The 21,686-nt window shown below is 67.4% G+C and carries 22 protein-coding genes and 1 pseudogene; 10 read left to right on the forward strand and 13 right to left on the reverse strand.

The annotated features are described in order from the left end of the window. The first annotated feature begins 74 nt into the window (after positions 1-74). Complete coding sequence (locus JOD64_RS27055) at positions 75-1,364, forward strand: ArsB/NhaD family transporter (protein ID WP_204944822.1); 1,290 nt, start codon at positions 75-77, stop codon at positions 1,362-1,364. A gap of 3 nt (positions 1,365-1,367) precedes the next feature. Here JOD64_RS27055 and JOD64_RS27060 read toward each other — a convergent pair whose 3' ends face one another. The 7 genes from JOD64_RS27060 to JOD64_RS27090 form a co-directional block, all read right to left on the reverse strand. Beyond that, the gene (locus tag JOD64_RS27060; RefSeq protein WP_204944823.1) at positions 1,368-1,814 is read right to left on the reverse strand and encodes a CBS domain-containing protein; all 447 of its coding nucleotides are present in this window, start codon (positions 1,812-1,814) and stop codon (positions 1,368-1,370) included. A gap of 66 nt (positions 1,815-1,880) precedes the next feature. Beyond that, a complete protein-coding gene (nhaA, locus tag JOD64_RS27065) occupies positions 1,881-3,167 on the reverse strand; it encodes a Na+/H+ antiporter NhaA (RefSeq protein WP_204944824.1) in 1,287 nt (428 codons plus the stop codon). Positions 3,168-3,277: 110 nt separating this feature from the next. Next, on the reverse strand, positions 3,278-3,544 hold the full coding sequence (locus tag JOD64_RS27070) for a hypothetical protein (RefSeq protein WP_204944825.1): 267 nt from the start codon (positions 3,542-3,544) through the stop codon (positions 3,278-3,280). Positions 3,545-3,982: 438 nt separating this feature from the next. Next, positions 3,983-4,927 (reverse strand): NADP-dependent oxidoreductase, encoded by a 945-nt coding sequence (locus tag JOD64_RS27075; protein WP_204944826.1) that lies wholly within the window; start codon positions 4,925-4,927, stop codon positions 3,983-3,985. Positions 4,928-5,150: 223 nt separating this feature from the next. Next, positions 5,151-5,624, reverse strand: coding sequence for a GNAT family N-acetyltransferase (locus tag JOD64_RS27080; RefSeq protein ID WP_204944827.1), 474 nt, complete (start codon positions 5,622-5,624; stop codon positions 5,151-5,153). Between the two features lie 36 nt (positions 5,625-5,660). Further along, complete coding sequence (locus JOD64_RS27085; RefSeq protein WP_204944828.1) at positions 5,661-6,104, reverse strand: GNAT family N-acetyltransferase; 444 nt, start codon at positions 6,102-6,104, stop codon at positions 5,661-5,663. A 157-nt stretch (positions 6,105-6,261) separates the two neighbouring features. Beyond that, positions 6,262-7,179: an NADP-dependent oxidoreductase gene (locus tag JOD64_RS27090; RefSeq protein WP_204944829.1), complete on the reverse strand. Its 918-nt coding sequence runs from the start codon at positions 7,177-7,179 to the stop codon at positions 6,262-6,264. Between the two features lie 462 nt (positions 7,180-7,641). Here JOD64_RS27090 and msrB point away from each other — a divergent pair, with 462 nt between their 5' ends. The 5 genes from msrB to nhaA (JOD64_RS27115) all read left to right on the forward strand — a co-directional run bounded on the left by msrB (position 7,642) and on the right by nhaA (JOD64_RS27115) (position 13,011). Next, on the forward strand, positions 7,642-8,106 hold the full coding sequence (gene msrB, locus JOD64_RS27095; RefSeq protein ID WP_307813701.1) for a peptide-methionine (R)-S-oxide reductase MsrB: 465 nt from the start codon (positions 7,642-7,644) through the stop codon (positions 8,104-8,106). Positions 8,107-8,118: 12 nt separating this feature from the next. Further along, complete coding sequence (gene msrA, locus JOD64_RS27100; RefSeq protein WP_204944831.1) at positions 8,119-8,625, forward strand: peptide-methionine (S)-S-oxide reductase MsrA; 507 nt, start codon at positions 8,119-8,121, stop codon at positions 8,623-8,625. A gap of 340 nt (positions 8,626-8,965) precedes the next feature. Next, entirely contained in the window at positions 8,966-9,622 is a 657-nt protein-coding gene (locus JOD64_RS27105) for a TetR/AcrR family transcriptional regulator (RefSeq protein WP_204944832.1), read from the forward strand. A 526-nt stretch (positions 9,623-10,148) separates the two neighbouring features. Next, positions 10,149-10,676 (forward strand): OsmC family protein, encoded by a 528-nt coding sequence (locus JOD64_RS27110; RefSeq protein ID WP_239559681.1) that lies wholly within the window; start codon positions 10,149-10,151, stop codon positions 10,674-10,676. 487 nt (positions 10,677-11,163) lie between these two features. Beyond that, entirely contained in the window at positions 11,164-13,011 is a 1,848-nt protein-coding gene (nhaA, locus tag JOD64_RS27115) for a Na+/H+ antiporter NhaA (RefSeq protein ID WP_239559682.1), read from the forward strand. Positions 13,012-13,203: 192 nt separating this feature from the next. Here the strand turns inward: nhaA (JOD64_RS27115) and JOD64_RS27120 are convergent, their stop codons facing one another. The 3 genes from JOD64_RS27120 to JOD64_RS27130 all read right to left on the reverse strand — a co-directional run bounded on the left by JOD64_RS27120 (position 13,204) and on the right by JOD64_RS27130 (position 16,584). Next, positions 13,204-14,157 (reverse strand): D-2-hydroxyacid dehydrogenase family protein, encoded by a 954-nt coding sequence (locus JOD64_RS27120; protein ID WP_204944833.1) that lies wholly within the window; start codon positions 14,155-14,157, stop codon positions 13,204-13,206. 384 nt (positions 14,158-14,541) lie between these two features. After that, positions 14,542-15,519, reverse strand: coding sequence for an aldo/keto reductase (locus JOD64_RS27125; RefSeq protein WP_204944834.1), 978 nt, complete (start codon positions 15,517-15,519; stop codon positions 14,542-14,544). 171 nt (positions 15,520-15,690) lie between these two features. Further along, the gene (locus JOD64_RS27130; RefSeq protein WP_204944835.1) at positions 15,691-16,584 is read right to left on the reverse strand and encodes an MBL fold metallo-hydrolase; all 894 of its coding nucleotides are present in this window, start codon (positions 16,582-16,584) and stop codon (positions 15,691-15,693) included. Between the two features lie 109 nt (positions 16,585-16,693). On the opposite strand from JOD64_RS27130, the gene JOD64_RS33255 reads away from it, so the two are divergent. Then, complete coding sequence (locus JOD64_RS33255; protein WP_204944836.1) at positions 16,694-17,119, forward strand: MarR family winged helix-turn-helix transcriptional regulator; 426 nt, start codon at positions 16,694-16,696, stop codon at positions 17,117-17,119. 295 nt (positions 17,120-17,414) lie between these two features. Here JOD64_RS33255 and JOD64_RS27140 read toward each other — a convergent pair whose 3' ends face one another. The 3 genes and pseudogenes from JOD64_RS27140 to JOD64_RS27150 all read right to left on the reverse strand — a co-directional run. Further along, on the reverse strand, positions 17,415-18,203 hold the full coding sequence (locus tag JOD64_RS27140; protein WP_204944837.1) for an SDR family NAD(P)-dependent oxidoreductase: 789 nt from the start codon (positions 18,201-18,203) through the stop codon (positions 17,415-17,417). Positions 18,204-18,257: 54 nt separating this feature from the next. Further along, the gene (locus tag JOD64_RS33610; protein ID WP_204944838.1) at positions 18,258-18,833 is read right to left on the reverse strand and encodes a TetR/AcrR family transcriptional regulator; all 576 of its coding nucleotides are present in this window, start codon (positions 18,831-18,833) and stop codon (positions 18,258-18,260) included. Between the two features lie 342 nt (positions 18,834-19,175). Further along, a pseudogene (locus JOD64_RS27150) lies at positions 19,176-19,543 on the reverse strand (DinB family protein); the annotation flags it as partial. Between the two features lie 42 nt (positions 19,544-19,585). Here JOD64_RS27150 and JOD64_RS27155 point away from each other — a divergent pair. From JOD64_RS27155 to JOD64_RS27165, 3 genes are all read left to right on the forward strand, one after another. Beyond that, on the forward strand, positions 19,586-20,503 hold the full coding sequence (locus JOD64_RS27155) for a restriction endonuclease subunit S (RefSeq protein WP_239559683.1): 918 nt from the start codon (positions 19,586-19,588) through the stop codon (positions 20,501-20,503). Further along, a complete protein-coding gene (locus JOD64_RS27160) occupies positions 20,500-20,685 on the forward strand; it encodes a hypothetical protein (RefSeq protein ID WP_204944840.1) in 186 nt (61 codons plus the stop codon). Before JOD64_RS27155 ends, JOD64_RS27160 begins: the two co-directional genes overlap by 4 nt. A 218-nt stretch (positions 20,686-20,903) precedes the next feature. Continuing rightward, positions 20,904-21,584, forward strand: coding sequence for a hypothetical protein (locus JOD64_RS27165; RefSeq protein ID WP_204944841.1), 681 nt, complete (start codon positions 20,904-20,906; stop codon positions 21,582-21,584). The last annotated feature ends 102 nt before the right edge of the window (positions 21,585-21,686 follow it).

Here is a 21,686-nt window from a genome sequence, read left to right on the forward strand (position 1 = left end):
AGGTTGATCTCAGGTGTGCCGGGAAGTCTGGTCGGCGTTGCGACGACGGCTGACCAGAACAGGAGAAGCGCTGAATGAGCACCCTGGCCTGGATTGCGGTGGCCGTATTCGCCGCCGCCTACGTCCTGATCGCCACCGAGAAGATCAATCGGGTGGCGGTGGCCCTGGGTGGTGCGTCGATCATGCTGGCGATCGGGGCCACCGACGCCGAGCACGCGTTCTTCTCTGAAGAGGCGGGCATCGACTGGAACGTCATCTTCCTGCTGCTGGGGATGATGCTGATCGTCGGCGTGCTGAAACGCAGCGGCCTGTTCGAGTACCTGGCGATCTGGAGTGCCAAGAAGGCCCGAGGCCGCCCGTTCCCGATCATGGTCATCCTGGTCGTGGTGACCGCCTTGGTGTCGGCGGCGCTGGACAACGTCACCACAGTGCTGCTGGTAGCGCCGGTGACGCTGCTGGTCTGCGAGCGGCTCGACGTGCCGCCGATCCCATTCCTGATCGCCGAGGTCATGGCGTCCAACATCGGTGGTGCGGCCACCCTGGTCGGCGACCCACCGAACATCATCATCGCCAGCCGATCGGGATTGAGTTTCACCGACTTCCTGAACGTCATGGCCCCGCTGGTGCTGATCGTGATCGTCGTTTTCATCGGCCTGTGCCGGATCATGTTCCGCAAGGCGTTCCGCTACGACGCCGAGCGCGCCGCCCGGATCATGGCGCTGCGGGAGGCGGACGCGATTCGCGACCGCCGCCTCGTCGTGATCAGCCTGGTGGTCCTCGGCGCGGTCCTGCTCGCGTTCAGCCTGCACACGGTGCTGCACCTGGAGCCATCGGTGGTGGCCATACTCGGCGGCCTGCTGCTGCTGGCGTTGTCCCGACTGAACGCCGAAGACGTGGCCAAGGACGTCGAATGGCCGACCCTGGTGTTCTTCGCCGGCCTGTTCATCATGGTCGGAGCCCTGGTCGCCACCGGGGTGATCGACAGCATCGCCCGGTCGGCGACCGAGGCCGTCGAGGGCAAGCTGTGGCCGGCCACCATGTTGCTGCTGTGGGCGTCGGCCGGGTTGTCGGCGATCGTGGACAACATCCCGTACGTGGCGACGATGAGCCCGATCGTCGGCGAGTTGGTGAACGCGGAAGGCGGGCTCGGTAAGGCTCAAGTGCTGTGGTGGGCGCTTGCCATCGGGGCTGACTTCGGCGGCAACGCCACTGCCGTCGGCGCCTCGGCGAACGTGGTGGTGCTCGGCATCGCCGACCGGGCCGGACACAAGATCACGTTCTGGGGGTTCACCAAGTACGGTCTCATCGTCACCGTGATCTCGGTGGCAATCTCGGTGCCGTATCTGTGGCTGCGATTCTTCTGACGCTCAGGTGCCAAGCATCCGGTCGAGCAGCCCGTCCAGGGTGATCGCGCCGGTCATCACCTGGTCGTGGTCGACGACAGCGACCAGCGGCACATTCGTTCGGGCCATCACCGAGGCGACCTCGAGCAGGGTGGCGTCGGCGCTGACCGCCGGCAGGCCCGGCCGGTTACGGGGCAGCAAATCCGCGACGGTGCGGTTACCGATTCCCTTCAGGATCACATCGGCAGCGGCCTCGTCGATCACCCGGGCAAGCGCGGGATCATCCTGGCAGTAGGACGGCAGCGCCATCCGCAGCACCTGCGTGCCGGCCAGCACTGTCGACGGGCGGCCCATGGTGTCCACCACGATCAGGCCGGGTAAATCCTGCGCCGCCAGGATCCGCGCCGCCTCCCGGGCCGGCATGTCCTCTGTAACGGTTTCCATCGAGATGGCCACGTCGCTCGCGCGCATGCACTGACGATACGCCCGGGCCGCCGCCTCGATTGCGCTGACGCGATGTGTCCGCCCGCGACCGAGCTACTGCTGGTAGACGTCGGGAACGTCGTCACGGTCACGGTCGACCTGCTCGGCCTCGTAGATCTGCCGGTACACGCGATTGCGCACCCGCAAGATGATCATGGCGAGAGCGGTGGCGATCAGGGAGCCCGCCAGGACGGCGATCTTGACCCGGCCGTCGGCGTCGCTGCCGATACCGAAGGCGAGTTCGCCAATCAGCAGCGACACGGTGAACCCGATGCCGGCCAGCACGGCCAGCCCGGCCACGTCGATCCAGGCCAACCCCGCGTCCAGCCGGGCCCGGGTGAACCGGGCGACGAGCCAGGTCGCGAGCAGGATGCCGATCGGCTTGCCGACGACCAGGCCGAGCATGATGCCGACAGCGATTGGGTCGGTGACCGCTTGCGCCAGGCCGTCGAGCCCGCCGACGGCCACTCCAGCGGACATCAGCGCGAACACCGGCACCGCGATGCCGGCGGAGATCGGCCGGAATCGGTGCTCGAAGTGCTCGGCCAGGCCGGGCCCCGGGCCGGCGCCCCTGGAGCGCAGCACCGGGACGGCGAAGGCGAGCAGCACCCCGGCGACGGTGGCGTGCACGCCGGAGGCGTGCACGAGCGCCCAGGTTGCGAACGCCAGCGGCAGGAGCAGCCACCATGAGCGCACCCGACGCTGTACCAGCAGCGCGAACAAGCCCAGCGGCACCGCTGCGGCCAGCAGCGGCAGCACCGACAGGTGGGCGGTGTAGAAGACCGCGATGATGACGATCGCCAACAGGTCGTCCACCACTGCCAGGGTCAGCAGGAAGGTACGCAGCGCGCTCGGCAGATGCCGGCCGATCACCGCCAGAACGGCGAGGGCGAACGCGATGTCGGTGGCGGTCGGAATCGCCCAACCCTTCACCGCGCCACCCCAGTTCACCACCGCGTACAGCAAGGCCGGCACGAGTACGCCACCGACCGCGGCGGCGACCGGGACCACGGCCCGGCGGGGATCACGCAGATCACCGGCGACGAACTCGCGCTTGAGTTCGAGACCAGCGACGAAGAAGAAGATCGCCAGCAACCCGTCGGCCGCCCACATCGCCAGCGACAGGTCAAGGTGCAGCGCGTGGGGCCCGAAGGTGAGCGCCGTCATTGCCTGGTAGCGGTGTGCCCACGGCGAGTTCGCCCAGATCAGCGCCACGACGGCCCCGACCAGCAGCAGCGCGCCGCCGATCGTCTCCTTGCGCAGCACGTCGGCGATGCGACGTGCCTCGGCCCAGGAACCACGGCCGAGGACGCGAGGGGGTGACTGAGGGTTCGACGTCACAAGCGGGCCAACTCTCGGAAGACGGGTCAGAGACATTTGCCGACCAGACTTCCCGGCGCACCACAACCCATCGTACCGGCGCCTACCGCTGTAGAAACCTCGACCACCTACTACCGGCGGTGCCCCTCGTCACTGCGCATCAGTCGCAGGCGCCTGTTCCCCACCCCCAGCACCACCGCTACCACGAAGATTGGCGTGAAGCCCTGCGGAGCGGAAGTCGGTGGCGCGCCGTGGGCGAGGACGCCGACAAACACGCCAGCGGCCATCGCCGCCATGACCAATGTCGCGCGCCAATCGCTCAGCGACGCGGCCAGCAGGCCGCAGGCGACCGCCATCACCATCACGCGCCCCACCGGCTCCTCGGCGGGAAAAACCACCACCGCAGCGAACGCGGCCCACCACGACACCGACCGCGCCCGCGACCAGCTCCCGGATCAGCGCGACCCTGCGGTTCTCTGCTTCTTCGGCAACGCTCACGGTTTCAGTCTCGTCTCGCGTCCGCCCAGTCCCGCACGCTCGTGGGGCCGGGAACCTGACTCCAACGATAAGCGTGCAGGGCCGATGATGGGTACTGCCGTGGATGTCCATACCGGCCGTCAGCGCCGAGGAACTCCGCAGCCGACCGGAGTGATGGCCTGGCGCGTAACCACCACCGGTGATCACCACCATCCGAACGTTCAACGAGATGCATCGATGGCCATGATGGCGACGCCGACACCAGTACCGAGCCACATCCGCCCACTACCAGCGAAGACTGCGACTCCATCAGGTGCGGCTGGAGTACTGGCTGACGTCGATCCACGAGGCCCGAGTCCTCATGGGCGGACGCGGATGACCGTCTTCCCCTTGGTCCGCTCGGTCGGGTTGAGGGCGGCCACGGCGTCGTCGAGGGCCGCGACGGTACCGATGTTCGTCCGCACGCGCCCATCCCGGACCCGCCGGGCGATCTCACCCAGCTGGACGCGGTCGGACACGACAACGAAGTCGATCGCCAAGCCGTCAGCGGGCCGCGCCTCCGGCGGCCCGGTGACGGTCACCAGCGATCCTCCGGCTCGAACCAGACCCGCGGATCGCTTCTGGATGTCGCCGCCGACGACATCGAAGACCAGATCGACTCCGCCGACGTCTTCCAGCGTGTCGTTGTCGAGGTCGACGAACTCGTGCGCGCCGAAGTCGAGTGCGGTCTGCCGGGCGCTGGCACGTCCGGTGCCGATGACGTAGGCGCCGGCCTGAACCGCGAGCTGCGTCGCCATCGAACCGACTGCGCCGGCCGCGCCGTGCACCAGGACGCTCTGCCCCTCCATGAGGTGGCCGTGATCGAACAGACCTTGCCAGGCGGTCAGGCCTGCCATCGCGACGCCTGCTCCCACCGTGAAGTCAACGTCGCCCGGCAGCGGCGCGAGGTTGCGTGCCTCGACGACTGTGTACTCCGCGAGGCTGCCGTCGCGTGTCCAATCCGTGAGGCCGAACACCCGCTGGCCCACCGACAGGCCCGTCGTGCCATAGCCGAGGGCGGTGACCACACCAGCCACCTCGTGGCCGGGGATCGACGGCGTCCGGTCACGGCCGCGGCGATCGATCCAGGTCGAGGGCCACTCCAGCTCATTCCCGGTGAATCCCGACGCATGAACTTGAACGATGACATCGCCGTAGTTCGCGCCGTCAAGACTGGCGAGCCTCGCCGCGTCCGGTTCGGGCCGCTCCACCAGCGTCATCCCCGCCGTTCCCGCAGCCCGGTCCGTCACCACGATCGCTTTCACTTGAACACCTTTCTGTATCAGTCCTCGCCTGCCCCGTTACGACGTAATGGAGGGTCTCCGCCGTCTCAGCGTCGTTATAACGACCGCCGTTAATGTCCTTGTCCGGCCCGGCCGTGTCGACGGCGGCAACGGCGGCAACGGCGTCATTGAGGGTCGCGACGGTGCCGATAGTCATCCGCAGTCGCCCATCCCTGACCTGCTGGACAACTCGAACGACGGACGGCTATGTCATGTCCTTCTCGAATGCGGCGAGCCCGTCGTCGTGGTCGCCTTCCGCGGGTGTGTGCTGGGGGTAGGCGCCAACGCCGGGATGGACCTTGTCGATGAGATCGAGGTATTCGGGGTTGCGGGCAATGAACTCACCCACGACCGGGCAGATGACGGTGATCTTCTTCCCGCTCTCGCGGATCTCGTTCAGCACGCGCGCGATGAGCTCCGTGGCCACCCGATTGTGTCGGTAGGCGGGGTCGACCCAGGTCGTCAGCAGCACGACACGGCCGCCCACGAACCGGTACGAGAGTTCGGCGATCGCTTCGGCGCCGAGGACGGCGATCCAGCGACCGCGCTCCGCGTCGTTGATGACATCGAGCTCCCAGCTGGATTCCACCTCGCTGAGACGTGTCTCGTTCAGAGCAGCGATCAGCGCCGCATTGTTCTCTTCCCGGGTGGCCGCCTCGGCCTCGAGATTGATCGTCATTGTCACGCTTTCTGCAGAGGAAGCTAACAAGTGGGTTTAGGGCAGATGCGTGCGACTCTCGGTTACTCCCGGGTGCTCGGGGTCGATGAGGCCGGCATACTCGGGGTTGCGCTCGATGAAGGTGCGCACGATTGGGCACATGATGGTGACCGTCTTGCCTTGCACGCGTAGGTCGTTCAGGACGTGTCGGATCAGCGCGGTGGCGATGCCTCGTTTGCGGTACTCGGGGATCACCGAGGTGGCCAGCAGCACGAGCCGGTCGTCTCGGGCGACGTTGTAGGTCAGCCCGGCCACCTCTCGGCCCGCGACGATGGCGTTGTAGATAGCGAGTTTCTCGTCGTTGACGACCTGGAAGTCGAACCCGGGGGCGTGGGGATCGTCGATTACCTTGTCGATGAGCACAGCCTGGTCATGGCTGAGCGTGCCTTCCTCGTCGGGGGACTTGAAGGCGTAGCGGGTCGTCTCGGTTGGGTCGGTCATGGGATTACGCCTTCGTTGATGGTCATCAGATCAATCTCGGTATCGCGGCCGTAGTCGTAATCGCCCAGCCGCATGTCGTCGACGGGAGGTGAAGGCCCGGCCGCCGGCGTGCTTCTCGCTCCCGCGGGTGAGGTTCTCGTGCTGGATGCGCCAATCCTCAGGAGCGAACGCGGATGATCGTCTTCCCCGTGGTTCGCTCGGTCGGGTTGAGGGCGGCGACGGCGTCGTCGAGGGTCGCGACGTTGCCCATGATTGTCCGCAGTCGTCCGTCGCGCACCCGCTGGACGACCTCGCCCAGTTGGGCGCGATCGGGCACGACGACGAAATCGACCGCCACGCCATCTGCGGGCCGCGCCTCAGGCGGCCCGGCGATGGTCACCAGCGTTCCTCCGGCTCGAATCAGGCCTGCAGACCGCTTCCCGATGTCACCGCCAATGACGTCGAACACCAGGTCGACCCCGCCGACGTCTTCCAGGGTGTCGTTGCCGAGGTCGACGAACTCCTGTGCGCCGAAGTCGAGCGCGGCCTGACGGTCGGCGGTGCGTCCGGTGCCGATGACGTAGGCGCCGAATTCACGTGCGAGCTGCGTCACCATCGAACCGACTGCGCCGGCCGCGCCGTGCACGAGGACGCTCTGCCCCGGCTGGAGGCGGCCGTGCTCGAACAGTCCCTGCCACGCGGTCAGGCCCGAGATCGGCAGGCTCGCGCCCACCGTGAAGTCGACGTCTCCCGGCAGCGGCGCGAGGTTGCGCGCCTCGACGGCCACGTACTCCGCCAGGGTGCCGTCGCGAGTCCAGTCCGTGAGGCCGAACACCCGCTGTCCCACAGACAGTCCCGTCGTGCCATAGCCGAGAGCGCTGACCACTCCGGCCAGCTCGTGCCCGGGGATCGACGGCGTGCGGTCACGGCCAAGGCGGTCAGTCCAGGTCGAGGGCCACGTCAGCTCACCTGGAGTGAATCCCGAGGCGTGAACCTCAACGACCACGTCGTTCAGCGCCGGTGCCGGCTCGGGCCGCTCCACCAGCGCCATCCCGGCCGTTCCCGCGGCCTCGTCCGTCACCACGACCGCCTTCATCCGGCGCCTCCCTGAATCCAGTCCTCGTTTGCACCGCCGCAGGGTGCGTGTCGCGTTTTGCCGTCACTGCGGCTTTTCACCGAATCACGATCTGGGGTCCGCAGCACTCGGTTCCCGGAGTGGTGCGACGTCCCTGGAGCTCGGCGCCCGTGGGCAAGTCGGACAGTTCGTCGCCAGCGGGCGCACCCAGTCGGACGCTCCGAAGCTAGCCGCAGGTGATCTGGTCGGTCAAGTCCACTTGGGGACGAGGTGACTGATACCGTAGTCGAGGGCATTGCCCAGGCCACCCGCCATAAGTACGGCATCACGTCGACCGCTTGCCAACGTACACCTGGACTCGATAGTCCAAGCGGGGCGAGGGTTGCGGGAATGGAGTCAGCCCGCAGGACGTCTGTACCTGTGCGCGTCCAGGTGCGCGCCGTGTTCCCCGACTTCCGGCCGATAGGCCGGGAAGGGAGAGTTGTGCCGCAGCAGAGCAAGTACCACAAGAACCCGGAAGCCGTTTCGCGGCTCGACCCGCAGCAGTACCGCGTGACCCAGCAGGACGGCACCGAGCGCCCGTTCGCCAACGCCTACTGGGACAACCACGAGCCCGGCATCTACGTCGACGTCGTGTCCGGCGAGCCGCTGTTCGCATCGGTCGACAAGTACGACAGCAACTCCGGCTGGCCGAGCTTCACGAAGCCGATCGCCACGACGAACGTCGTCGAGCGCGAAGACTCCAGCCACGGAATGATCCGGACTGAGGCCCGCTCGCTGCACGGGGACAGCCACCTCGGCCACGTCTTCAACGACGGTCCCCCCGACAAGGGCGGACTGCGCTACTGCATCAACTCCGCGTCGTTGCGGTTCATCCACCTCGACGACCTGGAGAACGCAGGGTACGGCGAATACCGCACCCTGTTCACGAGTGACACCCACCACTAGTAGGGAGACGACGTGACCACCGAGAAGGCGATCCTCGCCGGCGGCTGCTTCTGGGGCATGGAGGAACTGTTCCGCCACCAGCCGGGCGTCGTGTCCACGCGCGTCGGCTACAGCGGCGGCGACGTCCCGAACGCCACCTACCGCAACCACGGCACCCACGCGGAGTCCATCGAAGTCGTCTACGACACCGACAAGACCGACTTCCGCGCGCTGCTCGAGTTCTTCTTCCAGGTTCACGACCCCTCGACGAAGAACCGCCAGGGCAACGACATCGGCGTCAGCTACCGCTCGGCGATCTTCTACACCAGTGACGAGCAGAAGCGGGTCGCCGAGGACACCATCGCCGACGTCGACGCCTCGGGCTTGTGGCCCGGCAAGGTCGTCACCGAGGTCACCCCGGCGGGCGACTTCTGGGAGGCCGAGCCCGAGCACCAGAACTACCTGCAGACCTACCCCAACGGTTACACCTGCCACTTCCCCCGCCCCGGGTGGAAGCTCCCGAAGCGGGCGAAGGCCTGACACTCCCGGCGCGCTGACCCCGGGTCCGCCTATCCGGCACCGGTGCCGAGCGGAGACGGGGCGTTCGATCGGGTGCAGATGCGGGTGTATGGCGTTGTAGGAGGTGCGCCGGGGGCGCGACGCGCCCCGGCGCACCTCCTGGGCAGCGGGTTCCGCCTGTCAGGACCAAACAGTTCAGAAAATGCTCTCCCTGTCGATGATCTCGCGGGCCAGAACTCGTTCGCCAAGCTGGTGGCATAGTTTGTTCGTCCTGCATCATCACGCGAGGCGACAGCATTCCATATGGACCCAAAGGTCCCATTCGCCATGAACAATCTTGCCGCGCCGATACACTTGACCAATGGGCGACGAGCAGGTGACTGCGCCGGCGAAGCCGCGGAGGATCAGTCAACGGGGCATTGCGACACGAGAGCGGATCCTCGAGGCGGCAAACCGGCTGATGCTCGTGCGTGGAGTCAACGCGACCACCCTTGACGACGTCCGCGAGGCAAGCCAGACGAGCAAGTCCCAGCTTTACCACCACTTCGCCGACAAGCAGGAGCTCGTGCGCGCGTTGGTCAAGTACCGAGGCGCGCTTGTGCTTCAACGCGAGCGCGGAGGGCTCGAACGGCTGAGATCGTTTTCAGGCCTGGTTCGATGGCGTAACGCGCTTGTCCAGGCCAATTCCCTGAACAACGGCAAGTACGGGTGTGGCCTCGGGTCCATGGCCCTCGAGCTGTCGGATCAAGACGAGCAGGCTCGATCGATGCTGTCGGAGACGTTCGTGGCATGGGAGAAGCTGATCAGTGATGGTCTGCACCGAATGCGCGACGGCGGTGCACTGCGCCAGGACGCCGACCCGGAGAAGTTGGCCACGGGATTGATGGCAGCTCTGCAAGGCGGCTACTTGCTGGCGAACGCCGCGCACGACGTCGAACCCATGGAGGTTGCCCTGGATATGGCGCTGGAACACATTAAGTCGTTCCTCTCGGAGCCGCCCGGCGAGCCGACCCGTTAATTGGGCCCTGTGACCGTGATCAGACGGTCACGGCGGGTGCGAACAGCCCGTAGGTCGATGAGGGCGAGGTTTCAATGCGACTACGCCGCCTCGCGGCGGGTTCGCCGTCGTCTGGCGCTACGTCCGCGAAGTTGTCGCTCCACTCGTCGTAGCCGTGGTGGGGCAGCCGGCCTCAAATCGTTTCTTGCGTCGTTGGGCCGCCCGGTACCGCGACTGCGGATCACTGGGCATCGACGCTCCTGACAATGAACGGATTGAGTCCGCCCCGCGTCCCGGGGGCGACGATGGTCGTCGGCCCTGATCCGTGAACGGCCGCACGTCAGAACTAATGGACCAACAAGTCCACTCCGGGGCTTCTGCGATGAGCGACTTCGGTGGGGAATGCTCCGGTCCCCGCCGCCCATTTGTGGGGCCCGAAGCACCCGAGATGATGGCTCGTGAGGGTGGGGCGGCTCTTGTGGCGGGCGGCGGTTTGGACTATCCAGTCCGAGGAGGTTAGCCTGCGGAGGCACTCGGTCACGGGGTCATGCGCCTGGCCACAGCCACCGCTCAGACTGCAGCGCGGCTGCTGCCGGATCCGCAAACCTGGACCGTCACCACCAGGATCTACAGGAAGGCGCGGCTGATGGAAATCGAGAAGGATCATGTCGTCGCAAACGCCCGAGCTGTCCTTCCGCTCACTGAGCGCCGGCGCACGGACCTAACCACCCGCGGCTTCACGTTCGTCGCCGATGAACCGCACAACGGCGCAACCGGCGAAGGCCCGACGCCGACGGAGTACCTGTTGATGGCGCTCGCGTCGTGCACTGCTCAGACGCTGCGGCAGTATGTCGACTACAAGTACGACAACGCCGGTGACATCACCGTCGAGATCGACTACCACGAACCTGAGGGGCAAGGCGCAGAGCGTTACCTGAGGCGCACGATCACGCTGAGCGAAGAACCTGACCCCGACGACTTGAAGGTGATGCATGAAATTGCCGAGAAGTCCCCGGTGACCCTCCTGATCCAATTCGCATGGAGCGTGAGGACCGAGTTCGTCGGGCCGCGCTGAAATCAGGCCGCTTGGTGCTCGGCGATCACGCCCGTGCAGCAGGCGGCTGTTGTTTCGCTCCAGGCTACAGCGTTTCCGTCGACCGCGACAGCTCGAACGCGATACGGCACCTCGCACGCGGCGCAGGTCTTGCTCCTGGCGGTTGGCCTGCGACACGTGCCGAGCGCTACGGCCCTGGCGAATCTCCTCGTGGATATCACCGGGTTCATCATGGCGTCGAACATGCGCGGCCGTCCCGACCATGAGCCCATTGATCGTCGACCGCATCCCACCGGGCGTCGGCGCGCCTCGCCGTTCTCCGCAACCAGCCACAGCTGGGGCAACGCGATCAGTATTCAACCGAAGGGTCACATGCCCGCATTGCGGCACGTGATCTAGCTATCCACGCTGGCCCGGCCAGCGCTCCGGAAGGTGACAGGTGACCGGAAGCAAGATGACGGGCCGAACGATTCGGATGGGGAATCTAGCGGCACCGCTGCGAGCCTTCTTGCGAACGGAGTCTGGCAGCGCCCGCGTGCTCGTGGCCGCCATCCTCGCCGCACTGCTTTGGGCCAACATCGACCTCGGCTCCTACGAAGCCGTCTGGCGCACCCAACTGTCCCTGCGCCTCGGGCACCTCGAACTCTCCCGCGACCTGCACACCTGGATCAACAGCGGCTTGATGACGCTGTTCTTCCTGGTCGTCGGCCTTGAAGCGCGGCGCGAGTTCGACCTCGGCGACCTACGCGACCGGCGACGCTTCGTGCTGCCCAGCCTGGCCGGCGTGATCGGCATGCTGATCCCGGTGCTGATCTTCCTGGCAATCAACCACGGCGGCCCGGGCGCGCACGGCTGGGGTGTGGCCATGTCGACCGACACCGCCCTCGCGTTGGGTCTGCTGGCACTGCTCGGCCGGGACGTGCCCGACCGGGTCCGAATCTTCCTGCTCACCGTGTTCGTGGTCGACGACGTGATCGCACTCATCGTCATCGCCCTGGTCTACAGCGACGACATCAAAATGGTGCCCATCGTGGTGGCCGTAGCGGCGTTCGCGATCATGTTGGCCATCCGCGCAGCCGGCGTACGACGTGGCTCGGCATACGTGCCAGTCGCCATCGTGATGTGGGCCGCGCTACTGGTCAGCGGAGTCGACCCGGTGGTGGCAGGACTGGCCATCGGGTTGACCGCCTTCGCCTACTCTCCGGGCCGCGCTGAGCTCGAGCAGGTCAGCGGGCTGTTCCGGTCGTTCCGTGAGCAGCCGACGCCCAAGCTCGCGCGTACGGCTTCGATCGGCCTCGCGAACACGCTGTCGCCCAACGATCGCCTTCAGCGCTTCTACCACCCGTGGTCCAGCTACGTAATCGTGCCGCTGTTCGGCCTGGTCAACGCTGGCATCAGCATCGACGGTCCGTTCCTGGCCCAGGCGTTCGCATCGCCTGTCACCTGGGGCGTGCTGCTCGGGTATGTCGTCGGCAAGCCGCTCGCCGTGATCGGCACCTCGGCCGGGCTCACCTGGATGTCACACGGTCGCATCCGTCCGGCCGTGGGCTGGGCGGGCGTGCTCGGCAGCGGCACGATCGCCGGTGTCAGCTTCACGGTGTCGCTGCTGATCGCCAGCCTGGCCTTCAGCGGCGACCAACTGGCCGAGGCCAAAGTCGGGGTGCTCAGCGCCGCGCTCGTATCCTCAGCGCTGACCTGGACCGTGTTCCGCGTAACCAACATGCTGCCCAAGGACAAGCGCACCCGGGCACTCTTCGGCGACGTGACTGAGCTGATCGACCTCGTTCCAGAGGTCGACGAAAAGTACGACCACGTCCGTGGCCCGGCCGGTGCGTCGGTAACGCTGGTGCAGTACGGCGACTTCGAGTGTCCGTACTGCGGCAAGGCTGAGCCAGTCGTCCGGCAGTTGCTGGGCCACGCCGACCTGCGTTTCGTGTGGCGTCACCTGCCTCTGTCAGACGTGCACCCGCAAGCCCAACTGGCAGCCGAGGCCGCCGAAGCCGCGGCGGCGCAGGGCAAGTTCTGGGAGATGCACGACCTGCTGCTCGACCACCAGGACAAGCTGAACATCACTGATCTGATCAAATACGCCGGCGACCTCGGCCTGGATCAGAACCGCTTCCACGACGATCTGCTGAGCCATGCCCACGCCGGCCGCATCGCAAGCGACATCGACTCGGCTGACAACAGTGGAGTGTCCGGCACCCCCACGTTCTTCATCAACGGCCGCCGCCACTACGGCGCCTACGACATCACAACCTTGACAGCCGCCATCCGTATGGCCCGAGCCCGGTCCCGCGTCGGCCGCGAGGTGCCAGTGACCAGGGGGCCAGGAGCTGCTGAGGTTCACTCGTAGCGGTGCCGGCTCGCCGATTCGGTTACCGCTGGCAACGGTCGTGCCCGCCTCGGCCGCCGGCTACAGGCGGGTCGCGAAAGGTAGGAGCCCGTTGTTCTCAGGGTGACGGGAGTCCCGATGGCCGGGGAGCGGGGCGCGGTGGCAACTGGCGGTGTTCTGTCGGCCAGCCCGTGTGCGGCGGCCAGCATCGAGTCAGGTCAGCACCCGGATCGGGCTGCCGTCGAGGAAGGCGCCGATGTCGTCCACGGCGTCACGGAAGAACGTCGCGTAGTTCAGCTCGCTGACATAGCCGAGGTGCGGCGTGGCCAGCACGTTCGGCAGCGTACGGAACTCATGGCCGGCGGGCAGCGGCTCCTCGTCGAACACGTCCAGCCCGGCTCCCGCGATCCGCCCTTCGCGCAGCGCCGACGCCAGGGCGGACTGGTCGACGATCGCCGCCCGTGAGGTGTTGACCAGGTAGGCGGTGGGCTTCATCAGCGCGAGTTCCGGCGCGCCGACAAGCCCGCGCGTCCGGTCGCCGAGCACGAGGTGAACGGAGACGACGTCGGACCCGGCGAGCACGGCATCCAGGCTGGGGGCCAGCCGCGCGCCGTGCTCCTCGGCCCGCTGGCGCGTCAGGTTCTGGCTCCAGGCCAGCACGTCCATGCCGAACGCCCGCCCGACCGCCGCCACCTGGGACCCGATCCTGCCCAGGCCGAGCAGCCCGAGGGTGCGTCCGTGCAGGTCGGTGCCGAGGGTGTGCTGCCAGGGACCGCCGGTGCGCAGCGCGGTCGCTTCGGGCACCAGGTGGCGGGCCAGGCCGAGGATCAGCGCCCACGTCAGCTCGACCGTCGAGGTCCAGCCGCCGCCTGTGCCGCAGACCGTGACGCCGTGCGCCCGCGCCGCCTCCAGGTCGATGGCGGCGTTGGCCATGCCGGTGGTGACGAGCAGCCGCAGGTGGGGCAGCCGGTCGAACACCTCGGCGGGGAACGGCGTGCGCTCCCTCATGGCGACCACGATGTCGCAGTCCTGGATGGCCGCCACCAGATCGTCGGTGTTCGTGAAGTGCTTCCGGAAGCTGGTGGTCCGGACCCGGGACCAGTCCGCCAGGCCGAGTGCCACGTCCTGGTAGTCGTCCAGCACGGCGCAGCGAAGATCACTTGACATGACGAATAATCCGCCTTTCATCTGAAGAGGTGCTCAATTGCGGAGCTGCCGACGTGTCGGAGGACGTCGAAGACTTCCGACCTCATCTTCGGCGCCCTGACCGACGTCAGCCGGCGTGCCACGCTGGCGCGGCTGAGCCACGGCCGGCCACTGTGGGAATGTTGGCTCAGCCACTGAGATCAGCCAGCCAACCGTCTCCCCGCACCTGAAGGTCCCCCGAGGCCGCCGGGCTCGTGGTGCGCAGCGTGCAGGCGCAAGGGCGCATCTGTACGCTGCGCACCGAACCGCTCGACGAGACCGGCTAGGAAACGTTCTCGGTCTGGGCTCCTGGGGTCGTTGCCGCCCGTGCGCACGGGGCAAGGGCGGTCACAGCCGGGGCTGGGGTCAACGCTCCAACAGGCGCATGGCGGCTTCGTCGTGGGTGTCGCCGACAGCGGGAGGAAGGTTGTCGAGCTTCTCGATCTGTTCGGCGGTCAGTTCCACGGCGTCAGCGGCGGTGTTTTCCTCGACGCGTGCCACGCGCTTGGTGCCGGGAATGGGGGCGATGTCGTCGCCCCGGGTCAGCAGCCAGGCCAGTGCGATCTGCGCCGGGGTGGTACCCGCTTCGGCGGCAATGGCTTGGACCTCGTCTGCGAGGCGCAGATTGCGCTGGAGGTTCTCGCCGGTGAAGCGCGGGTTGTTCTTACGCAGGTCCGTCTCGTCGAAGCCGCTGGTCGAGCGGATCTGGCCGGTGAGGAATCCGCGTCCCAGGGGCGAGTACGGCACGAAGCCGATGTTCAGCTCGCGCAGCAGGGGCAGCACCTGTGCCTCCGGGTGCCGGGTCCACAGGGAGTACTCCGACTGAACGGCGGCGATGGGATGCACGGCGTGGGCGCGGCGGATCGTCTCCGGTCCGGCCTCGGACAGGCCGATGTGGCGGATCTTGCCCTCGGTGATCAGTTCGGCCAGCGTCCCGATGGTGTCCTCGATCGGCGTGTTCGGGTCGACTCGGTGCTGGTAGTACAGGTCGATGTAGTCGGTTCCCAGCCGCTTGAGCGACCCTTCGACGGCGGTACGGATGTTGGCCGGGCTGCTGTCGAGTTGCCCTGCCCCGCCGCCCGCATGCGAGATCATGCCGAACTTTGTCGCCACCACGGCCTGCTCCCGGCGGCCCTTGAGCGCTTTGCCGAGGAGTTCCTCGTTGATGTACGGGCCGTAGACCTCGGCGGTGTCGAGGAGAGTGACGCCCAGTTCCAGGGCCCGGTGGATGGTGCGGATCGACTCGGCGTCGTCCGTGCCGGCTCCCGTGTAGGCGTAAGACATCGATACCAGGCCCAGACCGATGCGGGAGACGTCCAGGTCCCCCAGCTTGATGTGCTTCATGACAGTTCTCCGTTTCTTTAGCGATTCGTACGACTTGCCGGGCACGGCGATGAGCGGCGGAGCCCCTCATCGCCGGCGCTGTTGCCGATCACTCGCGCTGGGCAGGGCGGGTGTGGCGGCGGTGATGGCGGGCCGAGGGCGGCCCAACGGCGAGGGTGGTCGGCGGGACGGTCAGGCGACCGGGACCCAGGTGAACCGGCCGTCGGGGCGACGCTCGGCGCGTCCAAAGACCACATCGGCGAAGTGGTTGCCGTAGCCGATGGTGTCGGGGCGGCTCAGCTCTTCGACCAGGTGGCGGCGGTGCTCGGCGGCTTCGACGGGGTCGTGGTCAATCCCGCAGCCCCATTCGGGGTGGGTGACCTGCACCGGCGCGTGCATTGCGTCGCCGAACGCGATGAGCCGGCGGTCGCCGCCGGTGATGACGTACGTGGCGTGGCCGACGGTGTGTCCGATCGAGAACGAGGCCCGCACGCCGGGGAAGATCTCCTCGCCGTCCTCGACCGTACGGACGCGGGGTGCGAAGGCGGCCAGACGTTCCTCGGTCGCCCCGCCCTCGGCGGCCAGGTCGCGCCGCTCCCACTCGGGTGCCGCGATGAAGTGGGTGGCGTGTGCGAACGGCGGCGCATCCGTGCCAGGCTCGGCGCTCCATGCCCAGCCCAAATGGTCGAGGTGCAGGTGGGTGAGGGCGACGGCCTCGATCTGGTGCGGCTCGCGGCCCAGCCGCCGCAGGCCGTCCAGCAGCTCACCGCCGTGGATGCGTCCCAGCATCGGGTTGGCCGGGTCGTCCGGGTGGGACTCCGGTCCGAACCCGGTGTCGATGAGCAGCGCCCGGTCACCCCGCTCGACCAGCAGCCCGCCAATGGCCGCGGGCAGGAAGCCGCCGTCGTCGAGATGATCGCGGTTGGCCGCCCAGTCCGCGTCGGTGGCGGCGGGCAGCCAGCCGCGCGGCTTACACAGGGCCAGCCCGTCCGGGACGTAGGTGATCTTCAGTTCACCCAGGCTGAGCGAACGAACGCGCGGTGCGCTGGTCAGTCGTATGCGGTCGAAATCTGTTGTCGTGGCCATCTGGTCCTACCTCGTGCTCGGAGAGTTGCCACCCGGCGGCGGCACCCGAAACAAGTTACAGCTAGAACTACTTCAGCTGCAACTATGTCAGCTGTAGTAAGCTTCTGATGTGTCCACCGAGCGCGAGACCCCAGGCCAAAGCGACCGCCGGGTGTGCGGGCTGGTCAAAGACCTGGCCAATCAGATCGACGCCCACCTTCGGGCCCGGACAGCCGCCCTCGGTCTGACCGCCTCACAGGGCAACCTGCTGCGCGAGCTGACCCACCCCCTGACCCTGCGCGAACTCGCCGAACGGATGAGCTGCGAGCCCTCCAACATCACCTTCATCGCCGATCGCCTCGAAGAGCAGGGCTATCTCGAACGCCATCCACACCCCGGCGATCGCCGCGCGAAGCAGCTCGTCCTGACCCCCAAGGGCACCGAACTCCGCGAACGCCTCCTCAAGTTGCTCTCGGAGGACAGCCCCCTGGCCCCGCTGGCCCCCGAGGAGCAGGACGCCCTGCAGCACCTCCTCGCCCGCGCCCTCATCCGCTGACCCGCCGCGGCGTGCAGAGCCCGCAGATTCGCCGGGATCTCCAGCTCGCCGATGAGGCGACGTGCCAGCGAAGCTCGCCGCAGGCGCGTCCGGACGTTCGTGCCGCCGGAGCCCTTCTTGGAGATCATGGTCGCGGCCTCGCTCATCGAGATGCGCATCCCCGCCTTCCTCGTGGCGGTGGACACCCCAGCATCCAGCGGCTGGCACTGTCGGCCGGGCGCCTGGCCCCGCAATGACCGTCGGACGGCCGGCCGGGTCAATGAGGACCCGGCCGGCCCACGGTGAGCATTCGTGGTCAGAGGGTCTTGACCTGGCCGCCATCGAGGATGAACTCGGCGCCGGTTGTGTTGGCGGAGCGGGTGGAGGCAAGGAACAGCACCAGGTCGGCGACCTCGCGGGCCTCGGTGATCCGGCCGGTGCTGATAGCCATGCTTTGCGGCACGACCTCGTCAAGCGCCTGCTGGGTGCTGACACCCGCGCTGGCGGCGACGGCGTGCGCGAAGCCGTCCGGGCCGGTCCAGAAGGGGGTCCGCACCGGGCCGGGCGAGACGGCGTTGACCCGGACGCCACGCGGCGCGAACTCCTCCGACAGGGTCTTGGTCAGGTTGGACATCGCCGCCTTGGCCGCGGAATAGTCGACCACCATCGGGAACGGCAGCCGAGCGTTGATGCTGCTGATGTTGACGATCGCCCCGCCGTTGGCCAGCAGGGCTGGCAGGGCTGCCCTGCTGGTGCGCACGGCGCTGAAGAACGTCACGTCGAACACTCGCGCCCACTCGGCGTCGTCGACGTCGAGGAATCCTGACCGGGCACTGCCGGCGCCAACGTTGTTGACCAGTACATCCAGACGCCCGTACGTCGACAGCGCGGCGTCGACGAGCCGCTGCGGGGTGTCCGCGTCGGTGATGTCGGCCAGCACCACGGTGGCGCCACGCGCGGCCAGGGCGTCGAGCTCTGGCGTGCTCGTACGGCTGCTCGCCACCACGTGCGCACCCTCGTCGAGCAACGCCCCCACGGTGGTCAGACCGATGCCCCTGCCCGCGCCAGTGACGATGGCAGCCTTGCCCTGCAGTTCGAGATCCATTAAGACTCACTCCCAATTGTTGACTGATCAGTTCCTAATTCGGGCAGCAAAAAGTCAGTCGAGGGCGCCCAGGGCGACCTCCACGGCATTGCTGAGGAACGCGCGATCCGCGCGGGCCTTGCCCATCACCCGCAGGCCCTGCAGGAACGTGGTCAGGAACTGGGCCAGCTCCTGCGGGTTCTTGTCCGCCGCGATCTCCCCGCGGACCCGCGCCCGCTCCAACGCCCCGGCCAGGGCCGACTCGACCTGACCCATCGTGCGCGAGACCTGCAGCACCGTGTCCGGATGCGCCGAGCGTTCCGTGGCCGCGTTGACCAGCAGGCAGCCCAGCTCCGGGTCGGCCAGGTCGGCCTCCATCAACTCCAGGAGCACCGCCCGGATCGCCGGGCGCACCTGCTCCGCCCGGTCCAACACGTCGGTCAGCCCTACCGCGTGGCGTTGGCAGTAACGGCGGAGTGCCAGCGCATAGAGCTGCTCCTTGGACCCGAACGCCTTGTACAGACTGCCCCGGGCAATTCCGAGGCTCTCCACGAGATCCTCGGTCGAGGTCGCCTCGAATCCCTGACGCCAGAACAACTCCATCGCACGGTCCACCGCCGTGTCGATGTCGAACGTCCTTGGCCTGCCCATGCGACAACCTTAAGAGTAGGAGACTGATCAGTCAACAACTGTGGGGGGCGTCATAGCTACGGGCTACGCCGTCCGCGCCGACCAGTGGGGGAGCGGCTTCACGCCGGATGCCCGACTGCTGGCGCGGAGAGCGGGGAGCCCGGGGCCCCGCATACGGAATAGTGGGGAGAGTGGTGGATGTTCGTCGCCGGCAACCGGCCGCGTCGCGCCTGAGCAGCGCGGCGCAGGGGAGGGGGGCGCCGGGGTCCACGCGGCAAGCCCCAAGCATGGGGGCGGTGTCCGCGCGAGGCGTGCCGGTCGTCCAGGAGCCAGCTCCACAGCCGATCGCCGTTTACCGCAAAGTCATATTCGGCGCGGTACGGCTTGGTCCTGCCAGCGGTAGAGGTCGCGCAGCAGGGAGATCTCGGCGCCGTGATGGATCAGTTCCCTGTTGACGTGCAGGACGATGCCCTCCATGGGGAACCGCTCGGGACCCACCGTGGGTGGATTCTCCAGGTCGGCGTTCGAGAGCTCGCGGACCCCGGCGTCCCATCTCCCGTACATCTCATCGAGTTGTTTCAGCGCCTCGTCGGCGGTCCCCGCGTAGGCGAATGTTTGGGAGTCGACGTCCTGGCCGCCGAAGTGCCATCCGGCCCGATAGCCCAGGCAGGAGACGATGATGTGCGCCAGCCGCCAGGCAATCGTGTCACCGGCGCCGGCGCCGGCGCCGGCACCGGGTCAGGGGACGCGGAGTCCGGACCACGCCGGTACACATGGTGGACGCGCGCCATCTCGGCCGGCCGTCCGGCACTCAGGCGAAGGGCGTGTACGTCCTTGACCCGGCGGACATCGCGACGATAGCGGCGACGCTCACGGCTGCCGAGCCCCGAGCCGGCTTCAGCGTCGTGGTCGCGCCTCACGAGGTCCAGGCCCACGGGTACTCGCTGAACCCGCCGGAATATCAGGACCGCGCGTTCGCGCGAGCCTCCGCGGATGCCGCGTGCGCGGAACTGAACATGCTGACCGTCGCTCTCGACCTGCCCTCCTACACGACGGGCACCGATGAAGGTTGGCCTGAGCACCGTCTGCGCGACCTCTGCGAGATCCGTAGCGGTGTGCCGCCACGTCCGCTCAAGCGGGCGATGTCCCAGGCGCATACCGCGCGGGAGGCAGTGCCCGTCGTCCACCCGCGGCACCTGCGGGACGGCCTCATCGATGCCGGCGACGCGCCGGACGCAGACCTCGGCACCGTTGAGCAGCAGCACCGGCTGCAGACCGGCGACGTGCTCTACGTCCGGACCGGAGCTATGGGACAGACCGCAATCGTGGGCCCCAGTGAATCCGGCTGGCTGCCACACAGCAACGTGCTCCGGCTCCGCGTTACCAAACCAGCCGAGCTGGATCCCGCCTACCTGCTGGCGTACCTGTCGCAAAAGGCCGTACAGGCCCGCATCCGCGACCGATCAGTCCGGTCGCTCACCACCTCACTGAGCACCACGACACTCGGCGACCTGGCGATTCCGCTACCTCCGGTCGCCGATCAGCGGCGGATCCTCAACGCACTTCAACTGGTCGACGACGAGATCTCCATGATCGACCGAAGTCTCGCCGCTGCCCGTGCCACCCGGACAGCCTTCACCCGGCACCTCGCCGACGGCACCGTCATTCTGAACGGAGAGGAACCCTCTTGAGCAGCTCCAGCAGCACCCACCTGTGGATCCTCGTGGTAGGCCTTTCCTCACTCGTCGTAGCGCTCATCACCGCGATGCTCAAGACAAGCACCGGCTCCTCAGCGGCCGAGGCCACCATGGCCGCCGGAGCCGCTTTCGCGACTGCATTCGGTTTAGGTCTCGGCATCCTCGGGACGCTGTGAGGCACAACCTGGCAGGACGCCAAAGCACCGACGGCCACCAGGCCACCCGTTCCATCACTTCGACAGCACCGAGTCCGCTGCAAAGGCGCAGCGCACGCATCTCGTCTCGGGCCGTGACACCCGGTCGGCGGCATGAGCGTGCATTGTCACCGAAGTCTCGTGGACGACCGAAGGTACGTGACGGCGCTGGTGCTGTCCGGGCGGCGTAGGTTCGCCCGATGACCGTGTACGACATCGCCGCCAAACTGCCCTCCATCGACATGCTGCGGGACCGTTGCAAGGCACTCGCCGTGCTGGAGTGCATCGTCAACGGTGGCGAGCCCTACTACGCCTACACCCGCTCTTGGGGCGACGACGACGCGGCACTGATGAACAACGGCAGCGGCGACGAGTGGGCGGTTGTGTTCACCGCAGACGGCGCGTTCATTCGCGCATTCGACCACGAGTCGGCGATGTCGCCCTATCGCAATCCGGACCACGACCTGTGGCCCGGACTGCTCGACGGCATGCCAGTGGTGTTCCGTCCGCAGATCGAGGAACCAGCGTTCGGCGACGAGGAGGGCCAGTTCGTCGCCACCGTTGTGTTGTGGCGGCTCTTCGGTGACGACCGCTGGCACGCCGGCGAAGCCATCACGTTCCCCCCGCTCCGCGGACCGCACGACGACAATGCCCCGGACGGCTCTGGCCTGCTCGAGATCCTGCTCGACGACATCGTCGACCGGTACGTCACGTTCGCCGAGGACTACTACGGGATCGAGGTGGACCCGACGGTGGTCGCGCACGTCGTCGCGCACCGTCCGCTTACTGACGTCGTTGTGCAGACTTTGAACCCGGAAGTAACCGTTGCCGGGCTGCACGAGGACATCGCCGCAATTGGATATCCGATCGGTGCGGCGTGACCTCAGGCGCACAACTGGACCGCCTCGGCAGCACGCTGGTCGCTCACCGTATCCGGCCGGTCGGCCAGACCACCCGGATCGCGCTAGATCCGGATGCCGGGT

The sequence above is a fragment of the Micromonospora luteifusca genome (assembly GCF_016907275.1).
Taxonomy (GTDB): Bacteria; Actinomycetota; Actinomycetes; order Mycobacteriales; family Micromonosporaceae; genus Micromonospora; species Micromonospora luteifusca.

Coding starts and splice junctions, on each gene's coding strand:
- JOD64_RS27055 (WP_204944822.1), top strand. CDS start 75: ATGAGCACCCTGGCCTGGATTGCGGTGGCCGTATTCGCCGCCGCCTAC.
- JOD64_RS27060 (WP_204944823.1), bottom strand. CDS start 1,814: ATGCGCGCGAGCGACGTGGCCATCTCGATGGAAACCGTTACAGAGGAC.
- JOD64_RS27080 (WP_204944827.1), bottom strand. CDS start 5,624: ATGACGATCAATCTCGAGGCCGAGGCGGCCACCCGGGAAGAGAACAAT.
- JOD64_RS27085 (WP_204944828.1), bottom strand. CDS start 6,104: ATGACCGACCCAACCGAGACGACCCGCTACGCCTTCAAGTCCCCCGAC.
- JOD64_RS27090 (WP_204944829.1), bottom strand. CDS start 7,179: ATGAAGGCGGTCGTGGTGACGGACGAGGCCGCGGGAACGGCCGGGATG.
- JOD64_RS27105 (WP_204944832.1), top strand. CDS start 8,966: ATGGGCGACGAGCAGGTGACTGCGCCGGCGAAGCCGCGGAGGATCAGT.
- JOD64_RS27110 (WP_239559681.1), top strand. CDS start 10,149: ATGCGCCTGGCCACAGCCACCGCTCAGACTGCAGCGCGGCTGCTGCCG.
- JOD64_RS27120 (WP_204944833.1), bottom strand. CDS start 14,157: ATGTCAAGTGATCTTCGCTGCGCCGTGCTGGACGACTACCAGGACGTG.
- JOD64_RS27125 (WP_204944834.1), bottom strand. CDS start 15,519: ATGAAGCACATCAAGCTGGGGGACCTGGACGTCTCCCGCATCGGTCTG.
- JOD64_RS27130 (WP_204944835.1), bottom strand. CDS start 16,584: ATGGCCACGACAACAGATTTCGACCGCATACGACTGACCAGCGCACCG.
- JOD64_RS27140 (WP_204944837.1), bottom strand. CDS start 18,203: ATGGATCTCGAACTGCAGGGCAAGGCTGCCATCGTCACTGGCGCGGGC.
- JOD64_RS33610 (WP_204944838.1), bottom strand. CDS start 18,833: ATGGGCAGGCCAAGGACGTTCGACATCGACACGGCGGTGGACCGTGCG.
- JOD64_RS27155 (WP_239559683.1), top strand. CDS start 19,586: ATGGTGGACGCGCGCCATCTCGGCCGGCCGTCCGGCACTCAGGCGAAG.
- JOD64_RS27165 (WP_204944841.1), top strand. CDS start 20,904: ATGACCGTGTACGACATCGCCGCCAAACTGCCCTCCATCGACATGCTG.